The following is a 12,522-nucleotide window of genomic DNA, read 5'->3' as shown; positions in this document are numbered from 1 at the left end:
GGCGGGGCACAGCACGCCTTGACCCGGAAGATGGGGCGTCAGCAAGTGCATCATGATCGCTCCCCTCCTGGCCATGGCTCCCGCGTCGATCAGTTGGTCTCCCAAGGTGGCCCTGGTCATGATCGTCTGCAACGTCATCGCCATCGCCATCGGCAAGGCCACCATCCAGCAACAGAACGTGGGACTGCAACTGCCCAACAACTCCTTCTTCGGCGGCTTCAGCCACGGCGCCATGCTCGGCACCACCAGCCTGGGCCACATCCTCGGCATGGGCGCGATCCTGGGTCTGGCCTCCCGCGGCGTCCTCTGACGCCTCAGCGCCAGCCGAGCAGGTACGGCATGGCCCTGAGGCCGTAGCGCTCGAAGCGATAGCCAAACAGCAGGGCCGAGAGATCCTCCGCCCTGCGCCTTTCCAGCCCCCGCAGCACCTGGTCGAGACGCCCATCGGCCTTCGGTCCGTGCAAGCCCAGCCAGGTGCGGCGCGCCAGCCGGCCGCTGAGGGACCAGCGCCATCCCAGGGCTTGCCTTAATTGGGGCGCATAGTCCTGCAAGGACCGCTGCGCTGAAGCCTGCCCCCCTGACGCTGCCAGGGCCTGCTGCAGCAGGGGAGCCAGCACGGCGCTGCTGGTGAGGGCGTGGCGGATCCCTTCGCCGCCCAGCAGGTTGGCCGTGCTGACCGCATCGCCCAGGCCCACCAACCGGCCCCGCTGGTGGGGTTCCAGCCGCCGGATTGAGCTGCGCACCAGCCCGCCATGGCGGTCCAGGACATCGAAGGACTCTCCAGCCACTCCGTCAGCCAGAAGGCGCCGGCCCAGCTCCGTGATCAGGCCCCCTAGGGGCGGCTGCTGGCGCTGGGGATCGACCAGGCGGCACACCCCGAGCTTCAGCACCCCTGGCTGCATCGGAAAGATCCAGCCGTAGCCCTGGGGCACCCAGTCGCTGCCGAGGCAGAAGCTGAGCCGATCGGCCCAGCGCTCCCAGCAGGCGGGAGACACGCGCAACAGCCATTCCAGGCCGGCGGCCCGCACCAGCCCATCCCGCGGACGCTGGGCCGGCGGCGGATCCCCGAGCAGGGCCCGCGCCTGGCCGCTGGCATCCACGGTCCAGTCGCTGGTGACCCGCAGCGTGGTGCCATCGGAGCGGCGCAGGAGGGTGACCATCCGCTCGCCCTCCTGGTGACTGGAGCAGGCCTGCAGCCCCAGATGTACGCGCCCACCCCAACGACTGCACTGGTCGGCCTGCCACCGGCGTAGCGCGCCGAAATCCAGCACCACGCCAAGGGGCTGGGGTGAGGCCCAGGAACGGGTGGCGCTGCCTGGCCCGATCAACTGCCATTGGCGCCAGCGACTGCCCACCACCTCCGCCGGCAGGCCGAAGGCCTCCATGGACGCGATCGGCAGGGCCGCGCTGCTGAAGGCGGAGCGACCCAAGTCGCCGAGCCGGTCGACCAGGACGACATCCACGCCCTGAAGGGCCAGACGCCGGGCCAGGTGACCGCCGGCCGGACCGGCCCCCACCACCAGCACCTGGCAGCGGAGGGAGGTCTCAGACGGCAAGGGCGGTGGGAACGCTGGCGCGGAAGATGGGGCCGAAACGCTCGTAGATCCGATCGGCCATCTGGGCGGGGGTGAGGCCCAGCCGTTCCTTGCTCTGGTCGGGACTGGCATGGTCCACCAGGACGTCCGGGATGCCGATGCGCAGGACCGGGACAGCCAGCTCGTGGTCGTTGAGAGTTTCCACCACCGCCGCGCCGAAGCCACCGGGGAGGGCGCCTTCCTCCATCGTCACGACCCGGCCGATGCGCCGCGCCAGGGGCAGGATCAGAACCTCATCGAGGGGCCGAAGGAAACGGGCATTGACCACCGCGGCCCGGAGGCCCTTCTCCTGGAGCAGTCCGGCGGTGGCCATGGCCGGCGCCACCATGGAGCCATAGGCCACGATCAGCACGTCGTCGCCATCGGCGAGCAGCTCACCACGGCCGATCTCCAGGGGCTGCCAGCCCTCATCCATCAGGGGCACCCCTTCCCCTTCGCCCCGGGGAATGCGGATGGCGCAGGGGCCGTCGTGGGCGATCGAGGTGACCAGCATGCGTTGCAGTTCGGCTTCATCTTTCGGCGCCATCACCGTGAAATTCGGCACGGCCCGCAGGTAGCTGATGTCGTACTGGCCCTGGTGGGTGGGGCCGTCGGCGCCGACGATGCCGGCACGGTCGAGCACAAAGGTGACTGGCAACTTCTGGATGCCCACGTCATGGATGAGCTGGTCATAGGCGCGCTGCAGGAACGTGCTGTAAATGGCCACCACCGGCCGCAGGCCTTCGCAGGCCATGCCCGCCGCCATGGTGACGGCGTGCTGCTCAGCGATCCCAACATCGAAGTACTGCTGGGGCAGCGCCTTCTCCAGCAGATCCAGTCCCGTGCCGGTGGCCATGGCGGCGGTGATGCCCACCACCCTGGAATCCTGCTCGCAGATCTTGACGAGCGTCTGGCCGAAGACCTTGCTCCAGCTGGGTGGCTTGGGCTTGCTGGAGGGGTAGGCCTTGCCGGTGGCCAGGTCGAAGGCCGACTGGGCGTGGTAGCCCACCTGGTCGGCTTCGGCATAGGGATAGCCCTTGCCTTTGGTGGTGGCCACGTGCACCAGCACCGGGCCCTCACAGCGGTGGGCCGCCTGGAAGGTGCGCACCATCTCGGGGATGTCGTGGCCGTCTATTGGGCCCACATAGGTGAAGCCCAACTCCTCAAACACGGCCCCCACCTTGGGCACCGCCAGCCGCTTCATGCTTTCTTTGAGGGTCTTGAGCTCCGTGGGCAGCTCCCCATGCAGGAAGGGCAGGTGCTTCACCGCCTCCTCGGCGCTGCCGGAGAGGAATTGCACCGGCTTGCTGAGCCGCATGCGGTTCAGGTGGGTGGAGAGGGCCCCCACCGGCGCTGAGATCGACATGTCGTTGTCGTTCAGCACCACCAGCAGCTTCGTGCGCGGCAGGTGGCCCGCATGGTTGATCGCTTCCAGGGCCATGCCGCCGGTCAGGGCGCCATCGCCGATCACGGCGACACATTTGAAGTCTTCGCCGCGGCGGTCACGGGCCAGGGCCATGCCCAGGGCGGCCGAGATGCTGGTGGAGGCGTGGCCGGCGCCGAAGTGGTCGAACCGGCTCTCGCTGCGTTTGAGATAGCCCGCCACACCGCCCCTCTGGCGCAGGGTGTGGAAATCCTTGTACCGGCCCGTGACCAGCTTGTGGGGATAGGCCTGGTGGCCCACATCCCACACCACCCGGTCGTGGTCGAGGTCGAGGGTTTGGTAGAGGGCGAGGGTGAGTTCGACGACCCCCAGCCCCGGACCGAGGTGGCCGCCGCTGGTGGCCACGACCTCCAGGTGCTTCTCGCGAATCTGGCGAGCCATGGCCTCGAGTTCAGCGGTGCTCAGGCCGTGCAGCTGATTCGGATGGCTCAGCTCGCTCAGATGCATGCCGTTCCTTGCTTCCAGACGGCCAATCTACGGGGTTCGCCCCGACCCAGGGCGGCGAACGCGACCGTTCCAGGGTCGGGTTGCGACACTGGGGCCATGACCTTGGCCGCCCACGACGACGCCTTTCCCGAGGCGACCAACTATCTGCAACGAATTCTGCGGGCCCGGGTGTACGACGTGGCGATTGAATCCCCCCTCGATCCGGCCCCCAACCTCTCCCGCCGGCTGCACAACCAGGTGCTGCTCAAACGGGAGGATCTCCAGCCCGTGTTCAGCTTCAAGCTGCGCGGCGCCTACAACAAAATGGTGGGCCTGGAGCGGGAGGAGCTCGACCGGGGGGTGATCGCCGCCAGCGCCGGTAACCATGCCCAGGGGGTGGCTCTGGCCGCCCAGCGACTCGGCTGCACGGCCGTGATCGTGATGCCCGTCACCACACCGGAGATGAAGGTGCGCTCGGTGGCGGCCCGCGGCGCCGAAGTGGTGCTCCACGGCGACACCTACGACGAGGCCTGCGAGGAAGCCCACCGGCTGCAGCGGCAGCGGGGACTCACCTACATCCATCCCTTCGACGACCCGGATGTGATCGCCGGCCAGGGCACGATCGGCCTGGAGATCCTGCGCCAGTGCTCCGATCCCCCCGATGCGATCTACGTGGCGGTGGGCGGTGGCGGGCTGATTGCGGGCATTGGCGCCTATGTCAAGAGCCTCTGGCCCCAGGTGGAGGTGGTGGGGGTCGAGCCGAGCGATGCCGATGCCATGACCCGCTCCCTGGCCGTGGGTCAGCGGGTGCGGCTCGACCAGGTGGGCCTGTTCGCCGACGGTGTGGCCGTGCGCCAGGTGGGTGAACACACCTTCGCCCTGGCCCAACGCTGCGTGGATCGCATGGTCACGGTGGACACCGATGAGATCTGCGCCGCGATCAAAGATGTCTTTGAAGACACGCGCTCCATCCTGGAGCCGGCGGGCGCCCTCTCGGTGGCGGGCATGAAGAAGGATGTGGCCCAGCGTCACCTCCGGGACCGGACCCTGGTGGCGGTGGCCTGCGGCGCCAACATGAATTTCGACCGGCTGGCTTTCGTGGCGGAGCGGGCCGAACTGGGCGAGGAGCGCGAAGCCCTGCTGGCGGTGGAGATCCCGGAGCAACCCGGCAGCCTGGCGCGGTTCTGCGCCGTCCTTGGCCAGCGCAGCCTGACCGAGTTCAGCTACCGCCTGGCCGACCCGCAGCTGGCCCACATCTTCGTGGGGGTGCAGATCAGCGACCACCAGGACACCCACCGGCTGATGGACGCCCTGGAGGCCCATGGCTTCCCCTGCCTCGACCTGAGCGGCGACGAGCTCGCCAAGCTCCATCTCTGCCACATGGTCGGGGGCCGACTGCCGGCCAGCGCCGGGGCGGCCCTGGACCAGGGGGAGGAGCGCCTCTATCGCTTCGTGTTCCCGGAGCGGCCCGGGGCCCTGATGGCCTTCGTGACCGCCCTGCATCCCAACTGGAACATCAGCATCTTCCATTACCGCAACCACGGCGCCGACGTGGGGCGCATCGTGGTGGGAGTGCAGGTGCCGCCGGCGGAACTGGAGGCCTGGCAGGCCTTCCTCGCCGATCTCCCTTACCAACACTGGGAGGAGACCAACAACCCCGCCTACCAGCTGTTCCTGGGTGAAGTGGGCCGCACGCTTCCGCCCCGTCAAGTCGAACGTCCCCATGGCTGAACCCGAACCCTTCTGCGGACTCTCCCTGCCGGCGCGGCTGGAGGCGATCCTGTACCTCAAGGGTCGGCCGCTGGAGCTGGGGGAACTGGCCGCCATCGCCGGCATCGAGCGGGACGCGACCGAGCTGGCCCTGATCACCCTGATGGCCGACTACGCCCACCGGGACACCGCCCTGGAGATCCATCAGGAGGGTCAGCGCTACGCCCTGCAGTTGCGCGCCGGCCTGGGGGACCTGGTGCAGAACCTGTTGCCGGTGGACCTGTCCATCGCCTCCCTGCGCACCCTCGCCACCATCGCCCTCAAGAAGCGTCTGCTGCAGTCGGAGCTGGTGGAGCTGCGCGGCTCGGGGGCCTACGAGCACATCAAGGAGCTGCTGGCCCAGGACTTCATTGAACGGCGCCGCCAGAGTGATGGGCGCTCCTACTGGCTCAGCCTGAGCGAGAAGTTCCACCGCACCTTCTCTCTGAAGGCGGACGATCTGGCGGCCCTGGGCTCGCGCCTGGCGGCCGCCGAGACAGACGCGAGCCCGCCGACGCCCGAGGATGAACCGGATCCATAGAGTTGGCTGACGGATGCAGCCCCACCCCCTCGACCCTTTCCATGAACATCCTCGTCTTTCTGCTCCAGGTGCTGGCCCAGACCCTGAGCATCTACCTGCTCGTGCTGCTGGTTCGGGTGCTGCTGAGCTGGTTCCCCAATCTTGACTGGAGCAACCCGTTGCTCTCCAGCGTCAGCGCCATCACCGACCCCTACCTCAACGCCTTCCGCGGCCTGATTCCACCGCTTGGCGGCATCGACCTGTCGGCGCTGGTGGCCTTCATCGCCCTGCAACTGGCCCAGAGCCTGCTGGGGGCCTCGATCGCCACCCTCTCCTCTGGCGGTCTGCCCTACTGAGGCTCCAGGGCCTCCTCCAGGGGCAGCAGCTCGTCGTCGATCCCGGCCCGGGTGCGCACAGGGGAGCTGAACCCCCTCGCCTTGACGCTGCGGGTGCCGAGCGGGCCAGGGGTCCCGGCCGGCACCGCCAGCCTCAGGGCGAAATTGGAGCGACCAGGCGGCACGTCGCCGATCGATCCCACCCGGGTGCGGTTCGGCAGCACCGGTTCACCGCTGGAATCGAGGATCAGGCCGAACACATCGGTGTCCATGACGGGCTTGGCGCCGGGGTTCACCACCACGCCCCGCAGGGCCCAGCAGCTGGCACCGCTGGGACGGGCCAGCTCCGGCTGCGTGCCCTGATCACCGGCGGGGCAGGGCTCGAGCACCACGTCCGAAACCTTGAGGTCGGTGGCGGCTGCCAGAGCGGGACCGATCAGCAGGATCAAGAGACCCAGTAACCACCCGGAGAACAGTCGGGCCAGGGTTGTCCAGGCGGTCCTTCGCTGCTTCACCGCCGATCGCCGCTGCCTCCGATCACGTTACGGTCCGCGCGGCTGGCCAGTTTGGCGAGATTGGCGCCCGCCACGTCGTCGAGATCAAGCCCCAGCTCCGTGGCCAGCTGGGCCACGTACCAGAGCACGTCCCCCAACTCCAGTCGCAGGTCGTCACGGACATCGGGACCGAAGTCACCGCCCCGGTCCCGCAGCACCTTCTTCACCTTGTCGGCCACCTCGCCCGCCTCGCCGCATAATCCCAGCGTGGGGTAAAGGATATTGGCGCCCACATCCGGGTAGCGCGCCGTCTCACGGGAGCGTTGCTGGTAGTCCTGAAAGTCCATTCCAAGCTCGCTCCGGGCAAGTCCGGATGGTAGTTTCCGGCCCAGTACAAGGTCGTCCAATGGCCCCTCACGATCTCATGCGTCGCACAAAGATCGTGGCCACGATCGGACCGGCTACCGAGTCTCCAGAGGTGCTGCGGCAGCTGATCGCCGCCGGCGCCACCACCTTCCGTCTCAACTTCTCCCACGGCGACCACAGCGACCACGCCGATCGGATCGCCACCATCCGCCAGGTGGCCCACGAACTGGGCGTCCACATCGGCATTCTCCAGGACCTGCAGGGCCCCAAGATCCGCCTGGGCCGCTTCCAGGCCGGTCCCATCACCCTGGCCAAGGGGGATCTGTTCTCGCTCACCTCCCGCGCCGTCGACTGCGACAACACCATCGCCACGGTCACCTACGAACGGCTGGCGGATGAGGTGACCAATGGCAGCCGCATCCTGCTCGACGACGGCCGGGTGGAGATGGTGGTGGTGGAGGTCGACGGCCCCGGGCAGACCCTGAAATGCAGGGTCACCGTGGGTGGGGTGCTCTCCAACAACAAGGGGGTCAATTTCCCCGACGTGCAGCTCTCGATCCGGGCCCTGACCCCCAAGGACCGCCGCGACCTGACCTTCGGTCTGCAGCAGGGGGTCGACTGGGTGGCCCTCAGCTTCGTGCGCAATCCCTCCGACATGCTGGAGATCCGCGAGCTGATCCGCAGCCAGGGCCACGACACCCCGGTGGTGGCCAAGATTGAGAAGTTCGAGGCGATCGATGCCATCGACGCCATCCTTCCCCTCTGTGACGGGGTGATGGTGGCCCGGGGCGACCTCGGGGTGGAGATGCCCGCCGAGGAGGTGCCCCTGTTGCAGAAGGAGCTGATCCGCAAGGCCAACAGCCTCGGCATCCCGATCATCACCGCCACCCAGATGCTCGATTCGATGGCCTCCTGCCCCCGGCCCACCCGGGCCGAGGTGAGCGATGTGGCCAACGCCATCCTCGACGGCACCGACGCGGTGATGCTCTCCAACGAAACCGCCGTCGGCGACTATCCCGTGGAAGCCGTGGCCACCATGGACCAGATCGCCCGCCGCATCGAGCGCGACTATCCCCAGCGGGTGCTGGACAGCCACATGGCCACCACCATCCCCAACGCCATCTGCCAGGCGGTCAGCAGCATCGCCCGCCAGCTCAACGCTGCGGCGATCCTGCCCCTCACCAAGAGCGGCTCCACGGCGCGCAACGTCAGCAAGTTCCGCCCCAGCACGCCGATCCTGGCCATCACGTCCGACGTCACGGTGGCCCGCCAACTGCAGCTGGTGTGGGGGGTCAATCCACTGCTGATCCACGATGAGCCGAGCAGCAGCCGCACCTTCAGCGTCGCCATGGCCGCCGCCCAGGAGCAGGGGCTGCTGGGCGCCGGTGATCTGGTCGTCCAGACCGCCGGCACCCTCGAAGGGGTGAGTGGCTCCACCGACCTGATCAAGGTGGGCATCGTCTCCGCCGTCATGGGCCGTGGTGTCGGCATCGGCACCGGCACCATCAGCGGCAAGGTGCGGCTGGCGAGCACCCCGGAAGAGGCGTCCCGTGTGGAGGCCGGCGAAATCCTGGTGGTGCGGGAAACCAGCGCCGCCTACCTGGAGGCGATCCGCAAGGCCCGCGGGGTGATCGCCGAGGAGGAGGGACGCCAGAGCCATGCGGCCGTGATCGGCCAGCGGCTGGGGGTGCCCGTGATCGTGGGGGTGGCCAACGCCACCTCGGAACTGCGCATGGGGGAAGTGGTCACCCTGGAAGTGCAGGAGGGAGTGGTGCACCGTGGTCCCCAGAGCACCCACCCCTCGGCGGTGCCCTCCTTCCTCTAGAACCGAAGCCCTTACAGCTGCGCCGCCATGGCCTCCAAGCTGCCCCTGAGCGAAACGGTGGCCATGGCGTTGCTGACGCTGCGCTCCAACCGCCTGCGAAGCCTGCTCACCATGCTGGGCATCGTCATCGGCAACGCCTCGGTGATCACCTTGGTGGGGGTGGGCCGGGGTGCCCAGAACCTGGCCGAGAGCCAGCTCAGCACCCTGGGCGCCAACGTGCTGTTCGTGGTGCCCGGCAACAACGACACGCGACGCCAGGGGATCGAAATGCCCCGCACCCTGGTGCTTGAGGACGCCAAGGCCATCGCCGAACAGGTACCGAGCGTGCGCCGGGTCGCCCCCCAGATCACCCTCAATGAAGTGGCCCAAGCCGGCGGCTTCAGCTCCTCGGTGTCGGTTTCTGGGGTGACGCCGGAATTCCTGCCGGTACGCAGCTTTGAGGTGGCCAGGGGCCGCTTCATCGACAAGCGCGACGTGCAGGGCGCCCGCAACGTGGTCGTGATCGGGCCCGACCTGCAGGAAAAGCTGATGCCCACGGGGGAAGCCCTAGGCCGCCAGCTGCGGATTCGTGACAAGTCGTTCGAGGTGATCGGTGTGCTGGCACCGAAGGGGGCCGTGTTCGGCTCCAACCAGGATGAGAACGCTTACATCCCGCTCACCACCATGGTGAGCCAGCTGAGTGGGCGGGATCCCACCTTCGGCATCAGCCTCACCTTCATCAGCGTCGAGGCCCGCGACGAAGCCAGCACAGGGGCTGCAGCCTTCCAGATCACCAACCTGCTGCGTCAGCGTCACCGCCTGCTGCGGGAAGACGATTTCGCCGTGCGCTCTCAGAAAGATGCCCTCACCATCGTGGGCACGATCACCGGCGGCCTGACGCTGATGCTGGGGGCCATCGGCGCCGTGTCCCTGCTGGTGGGAGGAATCGGCATCATGAACATCATGCTGGTGTCGGTGAGCGAACGCACCGAGGAGATCGGTCTGCGCAAGGCCCTCGGCGCCCGCAGCAGTGACGTGCTGCTCCAGTTCCTGGTGGAGTCACTAGTGCTCGCCAGCCTCGGCGGCGTCATCGGCAGTGCCCTGGGGCTGGGGACGGTAGCCCTGGTTGGAGCCTTGACGCCCCTGCCGGCCACGATCGAGGCCAGCACGGTGCTGCTGACGGTGGGTCTTTCCGGCTCGATCGGTCTGTTCTTCGGCGTGGTGCCGGCGCGGCGGGCGGCGCGGCTGGATCCGATCGCGGCCCTGAGAAGCCTCTGACCGGAACCGCCCTTATCAGAAGAAATGATTAAGAGTGGCAATCCGTCGCCTTCGTCACCAAATCCCCACAGCCGGACTGTCTTGATGGTGAACAAGATGCAGGAACAGGGTGTTGGACCAGCTGGCCAGGACGGAACAGGTGGATTGCGGCTACCGGAACGGTTCCGACCGCATGATCATCCTTCGCTGCATCGGGCCGGAGCAGTTCTTCCTGGAACGGGTCGTCTTTCCGTTTGAACTCCTGACGTTTCATTGTCCAGAACGGAGCGAGGTGGAGATCTGGACCCACGGTCTCGGCGGCCCCGAGCTGCTCGAGTCGATCGAAGCCCGCGAACTGGTCATGGAATCCGCCCCCATTACAGAACCTGCCCCAGGCAGCCCCGAGCTTGCCGTGGGCGGCATCGAAGCCAACCCCTGGCTTCAGGCCGGCTGAGCTGTTCCGGAGCTTGCCGCAGAAGACTTCAACCTTGACGCCGGGAGCTCCCGAAGCTGGCCCGCCCGCTCTTAAGGTTGTTCAAAAGCTTCAGCTTCACAACCATGAATCAGCGCTGGCGTGTCCTTGCCCTGTGGCTGTTACCGGTCGCCGTGGCCGTTTTCCTTGGCTGGCAGCTGCTGAGTTCAGGGGGACGACTGGCGCCCGGGCCCACAGGCGACACCACCTCGCCCCGGAATGCCGCGGTGGCACGCATGAGTTATGGCCGCTTCCTCGATTACGTCGAGGCGGGCCGTGTCACGGCGGTGGATATCTATGACGGTGGCCGCACAGCGGTGATCGAGGCGGTGGATCCCGATCTCGACAACCGAGTGCAGCGGCTGCGAGTCGATCTTCCCGGAGTCGCGCCAGAGCTGATCAACAAGCTCAAGGATCAAGGCATCAGCTTCGATGTTCATCCCCCCAAAGCCACCCCGCCGGCCCTGGGACTGCTGGGCAACCTGCTGTTCCCACTGCTGCTGATCGGATCATTGATTTTCCTGGCTCGGCGTTCCTCGGGCATGCCCGGCGGCCCTGGCCAGGCGATGCAGTTCGGGAAAACCAAGGCCCGCTTCGCCATGGAAGCGGATACCGGTGTCAAGTTCGATGACGTTGCCGGTGTCGAAGAGGCCAAGCAGGATCTGCAGGAGGTTGTCACCTTCCTCAAGACCCCTGAGCGCTTCACGTCCGTTGGGGCCAAAATCCCCAGGGGTGTGCTCCTTGTCGGCCCTCCAGGTACGGGCAAGACCCTTCTGGCCAAGGCCATCGCCGGCGAGGCCGGTGTGCCCTTCTTCGCCTTGTCGGGTTCGGAGTTCGTCGAAATGTTCGTGGGTGTCGGCGCCAGTCGCGTCCGTGACCTTTTCAAGCGGGCCAAAGAGAACAGCCCCTGCCTGATCTTCATCGATGAAATTGATGCCGTCGGACGTCAGCGCGGCGCAGGGATCGGTGGCGGCAATGACGAGCGGGAGCAAACCCTCAACCAGCTCCTCACCGAGATGGATGGATTTGAGGGCAACAGCGGCATCATCATCATCGCGGCCACCAACCGCCCCGACGTCCTCGATTCAGCCCTGATGCGTCCCGGTCGTTTCGATCGTCAGGTCCAGGTGGATGCTCCCGACATCAAGGGGCGCCTCTCGATCCTGAAGGTGCACAGCCGCAACAAGAAACTCGCCGACGATGTCTCCCTCGAGATGATTGCCCGCCGCACGCCCGGCTTCACCGGCGCCGACCTGGCCAACCTGCTCAACGAAGCGGCGATCCTGACGGCCCGCCGCCGTAAAGAGGCCACAGGATTGGCTGAGATTGATGACGCTGTCGATCGGATCATCGCCGGGATGGAGGGCAAGCCCCTCACCGACGGCCGCAGCAAACGGCTCATCGCTTATCACGAAGTCGGCCACGCTCTGGTGGGCACCCTGGTGAAGCAGCATGACCCCGTCCAGAAAGTCACCCTGATCCCCAGGGGCCAGGCCCAGGGCCTGACCTGGTTTGCTCCCGATGAGGAGCAGATGCTCGTCAGCCGCGCCCAGCTCAAGGCTCGCATCATGGGCGCCCTCGGTGGCCGGGCGGCGGAGGATGTGGTCTTTGGCCATTCGGAAGTCACCACCGGTGCCGGTGGTGACATCCAGCAGGTGGCCTCGATGGCGAGGCAGATGGTCACCCGATTCGGCATGAGCGAACTGGGCCCCATGTCTCTGGAGGCCGGCAACCAGGAGGTGTTTCTGGGCCGCGACCTGATGACCCGAAGCGACGTTTCCGATGCCATCGCCAACAAGATCGATGGGGCTGTACGTCAGATCGTTCAGAACTGCTACACCGATACTGTCAAGTTGGTGGCCGAGCACCGCGCCTGCATGGATCGACTGGTGGAACTGTTGATCGAGAAGGAAAGCCTTGATGGTGATGAGTTCAGGCTGATCGTCTCGGAGTTTGCTTCCATTCCCGATAAAGATCGCTTCTCGCCCCTGCTCATGGCTGCGGATCTGTCGTCGTCCGCCACCCATCAGGACGCTGTCGTCGCGGATGCTGCCGAGGCGTCCTGAAGCTGGGAGTTTTCC

The 12,522-nt window shown here is 66.9% G+C and carries 12 protein-coding genes; 8 read left to right on the top strand and 4 right to left on the bottom strand.

All coding sequences use genetic code 11. The features are described from left to right. The first annotated feature begins 52 nt into the window (after nt 1–52). On the top strand, nt 53–310 hold the full coding sequence (gene psaK, locus KQ305_RS08245; RefSeq protein WP_216908757.1) for a photosystem I reaction center subunit PsaK: 258 nt from the start codon (nt 53–55) through the stop codon (nt 308–310). Between the two features lie 4 nt (nt 311–314). On the opposite strand, the gene KQ305_RS08240 is transcribed toward psaK, so the two are convergent. Both KQ305_RS08240 and dxs read right to left on the bottom strand, forming a co-directional pair. Further along, entirely contained in the window at nt 315–1,556 is a 1,242-nt protein-coding gene (locus KQ305_RS08240; RefSeq protein WP_259724923.1) for an NAD(P)/FAD-dependent oxidoreductase, read from the bottom strand. Continuing rightward, nucleotides 1,546–3,465 carry a 1-deoxy-D-xylulose-5-phosphate synthase gene (gene dxs / locus KQ305_RS08235; RefSeq protein WP_259724922.1) on the bottom strand — a complete coding sequence of 640 codons (1,920 nt, stop codon included), beginning with the start codon at nt 3,463–3,465 and terminating at the stop codon, nt 1,546–1,548. The genes KQ305_RS08240 and dxs overlap by 11 nt, the downstream gene beginning before the upstream one ends. 96 nt (nt 3,466–3,561) lie before the next feature. On the opposite strand from dxs, the gene ilvA reads away from it, so the two are divergent. The 3 genes from ilvA to KQ305_RS08220 are packed head-to-tail and all read left to right on the top strand — an operon-like array spanning nt 3,562 to nt 6,069. Next, nucleotides 3,562–5,175, top strand: a complete 1,614-nt coding sequence (gene ilvA / locus KQ305_RS08230) for a threonine ammonia-lyase, biosynthetic (protein WP_259724921.1) — start codon at nt 3,562–3,564, stop codon at nt 5,173–5,175. Next, nucleotides 5,168–5,734, top strand: a complete 567-nt coding sequence (scpB, locus tag KQ305_RS08225; protein WP_259724920.1) for an SMC-Scp complex subunit ScpB — start codon at nt 5,168–5,170, stop codon at nt 5,732–5,734. The genes ilvA and scpB overlap by 8 nt, the downstream gene beginning before the upstream one ends. Nucleotides 5,735–5,775: 41 nt before the next feature. Then, on the top strand, nt 5,776–6,069 hold the full coding sequence (locus KQ305_RS08220) for a YggT family protein (RefSeq protein ID WP_259724919.1): 294 nt from the start codon (nt 5,776–5,778) through the stop codon (nt 6,067–6,069). Here KQ305_RS08220 and KQ305_RS08215 read toward each other — a convergent pair. After that, entirely contained in the window at nt 6,063–6,506 is a 444-nt protein-coding gene (locus KQ305_RS08215) for a hypothetical protein (RefSeq protein WP_399231039.1), read from the bottom strand. The two genes, KQ305_RS08220 and KQ305_RS08215, sit on opposite strands and share 7 nt — an antisense overlap. A 53-nt stretch (nt 6,507–6,559) precedes the next feature. Beyond that, nucleotides 6,560–6,889 (bottom strand): nucleoside triphosphate pyrophosphohydrolase family protein, encoded by a 330-nt coding sequence (locus KQ305_RS08210; protein ID WP_259724917.1) that lies wholly within the window; start codon nt 6,887–6,889, stop codon nt 6,560–6,562. 59 nt (nt 6,890–6,948) lie between these two features. Between KQ305_RS08210 and pyk the strand changes: the two genes are divergently transcribed. From pyk to ftsH, 4 genes are all read left to right on the top strand, one after another. Beyond that, on the top strand, nt 6,949–8,733 hold the full coding sequence (pyk, locus tag KQ305_RS08205) for a pyruvate kinase (protein WP_259724916.1): 1,785 nt from the start codon (nt 6,949–6,951) through the stop codon (nt 8,731–8,733). Between the two features lie 27 nt (nt 8,734–8,760). Beyond that, nucleotides 8,761–9,990, top strand: coding sequence for an ABC transporter permease (locus tag KQ305_RS08200; protein ID WP_259724915.1), 1,230 nt, complete (start codon nt 8,761–8,763; stop codon nt 9,988–9,990). 109 nt (nt 9,991–10,099) lie between these two features. Next, nucleotides 10,100–10,423: a DUF1830 domain-containing protein gene (locus KQ305_RS08195; RefSeq protein ID WP_259724914.1), complete on the top strand. Its 324-nt coding sequence runs from the start codon at nt 10,100–10,102 to the stop codon at nt 10,421–10,423. A 104-nt stretch (nt 10,424–10,527) separates the two neighbouring features. Continuing rightward, entirely contained in the window at nt 10,528–12,507 is a 1,980-nt protein-coding gene (ftsH, locus tag KQ305_RS08190; RefSeq protein WP_259724913.1) for an ATP-dependent zinc metalloprotease FtsH, read from the top strand. The last annotated feature ends 15 nt before the right edge of the window (nt 12,508–12,522 follow it).

The organism is Synechococcus sp. CS-1332 (assembly GCF_025127995.1).
In the GTDB taxonomy this organism is placed as follows: domain Bacteria; phylum Cyanobacteriota; class Cyanobacteriia; order PCC-6307; family Cyanobiaceae; genus Cyanobium.
This window is presented reverse-complemented; position numbering and strand designations above follow the sequence as displayed.

Bases quoted from the DNA above. Each gene is read 5' to 3' on its own strand.
- psaK (WP_216908757.1), top strand. From the start codon at position 53: ATGATCGCTCCCCTCCTGGCCATGGCTCCCGCGTCGATCAGTTGGTCT.
- dxs (WP_259724922.1), bottom strand. From the start codon at position 3,465: ATGCATCTGAGCGAGCTGAGCCATCCGAATCAGCTGCACGGCCTGAGC.
- pyk (WP_259724916.1), top strand. From the start codon at position 6,949: ATGGCCCCTCACGATCTCATGCGTCGCACAAAGATCGTGGCCACGATC.
- KQ305_RS08200 (WP_259724915.1), top strand. From the start codon at position 8,761: ATGGCCTCCAAGCTGCCCCTGAGCGAAACGGTGGCCATGGCGTTGCTG.
- ilvA (WP_259724921.1), top strand. From the start codon at position 3,562: ATGACCTTGGCCGCCCACGACGACGCCTTTCCCGAGGCGACCAACTAT.
- ftsH (WP_259724913.1), top strand. From the start codon at position 10,528: ATGAATCAGCGCTGGCGTGTCCTTGCCCTGTGGCTGTTACCGGTCGCC.
- KQ305_RS08210 (WP_259724917.1), bottom strand. From the start codon at position 6,889: ATGGACTTTCAGGACTACCAGCAACGCTCCCGTGAGACGGCGCGCTAC.
- KQ305_RS08220 (WP_259724919.1), top strand. From the start codon at position 5,776: ATGAACATCCTCGTCTTTCTGCTCCAGGTGCTGGCCCAGACCCTGAGC.
- scpB (WP_259724920.1), top strand. From the start codon at position 5,168: ATGGCTGAACCCGAACCCTTCTGCGGACTCTCCCTGCCGGCGCGGCTG.